This window comes from Mesorhizobium sp. P5_C1, from assembly GCF_054049815.1.
Genome location: NZ_JBFULQ010000666.1, coordinates 1 through 2620, shown reverse-complemented (window position 1 = coordinate 2620; position 2620 = coordinate 1). Strand labels below are relative to the sequence as shown.

The window sequence follows — 2620 nt, the reverse complement described above, 5'->3', positions numbered from 1 at the left end:
GACTCCTTTGCAGGGTGGCTTGCCGGGAAACTCCACACCTTGGCATCGGTTCCCCATTGGTCTTGTCTGGTGCGACGGATTTGCCTGCCGTGGCGCTGCTGCGCGTTGCGAATGTGCCGATAGTGGCGCAAACGGCAGCCGATTTTCGAGACCGCCGACAGGAAACGCCTTGACCCGAACCGACTTGAGCCGGCCGAGCCCCGGGATCGACAGCAGCTATGCCTGGATGCGGCTCGCGATTTCGATGCTGCTGGCGACGATCGGCGGCGTCGGCATGTGGGCTGTCGTCGTGGTGCTGCCCGCTGTGCAGGCCGAGTTCGACGTTGATCGCGCCGCGGCGTCCATGCCTTACACCGCGACCATGGTCGGTTTCGCCGCCGGCAACGTGCTGGTCGGCCGCGCCATCGACCGCATGGGCTACTGGATCCCCGCGCTGCTCTCCTCGATTGCGCTCGCCGCCGGCCTCCTGCTCGCGGCGCTGTCGACCTCCATCCTGCAATTCACCATAGCTCAAGGGCTTTTGATCGGTGTCGGCACGTCGGTGATCTTCGGACCGCTGATCGCCGATATCTCGCACTGGTTCAACCGCCGGCGCGGTGTCGCGGTGACCGCGGCGGCCGCCGGCAACTACCTTGCCGGAGCGATCTGGCCAACCATCATGCCGACGCTGATGAAGGCTGAAGGCTGGCGCTTCACCTATGCCGCGATCGGCGTCTTCTGCCTGGTGACCATGGTGCCGCTGGTGCTGTTGCTGCGGCGCGGTGCTCCGGAGACTGCCGCAGCTGGTTCGCCGGGAAGCCGGCCGGTGCAGCCGATCTCGCTGTCGCCGGCGGCCTTGCAGGTGCTTCTGGTCGTCGCCGGCCTCGGCTGCTGCGTGGCGATGTCGATGCCGCAGGTGCATATCGTCGCCTATTGCATGGACCTCGGCTACGGCATGGCGCACGGCGCCGACATGCTGTCGATCATGATGGCGGCGGGCGTCGTCAGCCGGCTGGCCTCCGGGTTTCTCGCCGACCGCATCGGTGGCGTGAAGACGCTGCTCATAGGCTCGGTGCTGCAATGCCTATCACTGCTGTTCTACATTCCCTTCGACGGACTTGCCTCGCTTTATGTCGTGTCGCTGGTGTTCGGCCTGTCGCAAGGCGGCATCGTGCCTTGCTACGCGATCATCGTGCGCGAATACATGCCGGCCAAAGAGGCCGGCCAGCGCATCGGCATCGTCATGATGGCGACGATCTTCGGCATGGCGATCGGTGGCTGGATGTCGGGTTGGATCTACGATCTGACCGGCTCCTACGCCGCGGCATTCCTCAACGGAATCGCCTGGAATCTGCTGAACATACTGGCGATCGGTCTGTTGTTTTGGAAGGCAAGGCAACGTGCCGTGGCGATGGCTTGAACGGGCTGAGCTACTTCGAGTTGCTTGACAAGGGCGAAAGGCTGCGCGACGCCAGAACACGAGTGGGTGCGGCAAGGCAAGCCGGGTGAGATGACGACAGCAAGGACGATCGTATCCGCGCGCTTTGGTGGGTGCTCTTCCGAGGGAGCGGGTCCTTGATCAAGCCGCGCTCGCGCCGGGGCGGTGGCCGCCCGACCATTGCCGATGTCGCGCGCAAGGCCGGTGTCGGCGCCATCACCGTGTCGCGCGCCCTGCGCGAGCCGGTGCGCGTCTCGGAGGAATTGCGCCGCCAGATTCAGGCCGCGGTCGACGAACTTGGTTATGTGCCGGACCCGAATGCGCGGGCACTGGCTTCGGCGCGCGCCGAGGTGTTCGGCGTGCTGGTGCCGTCGCTCACCAACAACGTCTTTGCCGAGGTGGTGCGCGGCATCTATGACAGCCTGTCGGCCAGCCCGTTCCGTATCCAGCTTGGCAACACCCATTATTCCGGCCTCGAAGAAGAGCGGCTGCTGCAGGTCTTCGGTTCGCAGCGGCCGGCAGCGCTGATCGTCGCCGGCATCGACCAGACACCGACCTCGCGAAAACTGCTGGAGAGCGCCGGCTGCCCGGTGGTGCAGGTCATGGAAACCGGGCCTGATCCTGTCGACATGATGGTCGGCTTCTCGCATTTCGACGGCGGCAGGACGGCGACCGAGCATCTGATCGAGACAGGCTACCGCCGCATCGGCTTCATCGGCGCGCGCATGGATCCGCGCTCGCAGCGGCGCCTGGCCGGCTATCGCGCGGCGATGGAGGCCGCCGGGCTGTTCGACCCACGCCTCGTCACCACCACGCCAGTGCTGTCGAGCGTGCCGCTCGGGCGCGAAATGCTCCGCGACGCGCTGGCCAAGGTACCGACGCTCGACGGTGTGTTCTGCAACAATGACGACATCGCGCTCGGCGTGTTGTTCGAGTGCCATCGCGCCTCGATCGCGGTGCCGAAGACGATAGGCATCGTCGGCTTCAACGATCTCGACATGATGCAGGTGGCGTTTCCTTCGATCACCAGCATCCGCACCCACCGCTATGAGATTGGCCGACGTGCGGTCGCCATGGCGCTGGCGGCGATCGCCGGTAACAGGCCGGAACAACGGATCGTCGATCTCGGCTTCGAACTCAAGCGCCGCGAGAGCACTGCCCGTTGAAACACACAGAAGCGACTGTGTGAATGCCGGTTTACAC

At 65.2% G+C, this 2620-nt stretch carries 2 protein-coding genes; both read left to right on the top strand.

Going from position 1 to position 2620, the window contains the following annotated elements:
• The first annotated feature begins 169 nt into the window (after nt 1–169).
• A complete protein-coding gene (locus ACXJ7R_RS29610; protein ID WP_457154922.1) occupies nt 170–1399 on the top strand; it encodes an MFS transporter in 1230 nt (409 codons plus the stop codon).
• A 155-nt stretch (nt 1400–1554) separates the two neighbouring features.
• Nucleotides 1555–2583, top strand: a complete 1029-nt coding sequence (gene gntR / locus ACXJ7R_RS29605) for an HTH-type transcriptional regulator GntR (protein WP_457154921.1) — start codon at nt 1555–1557, stop codon at nt 2581–2583.
• Nucleotides 2584–2620 lie beyond the last annotated feature (37 nt).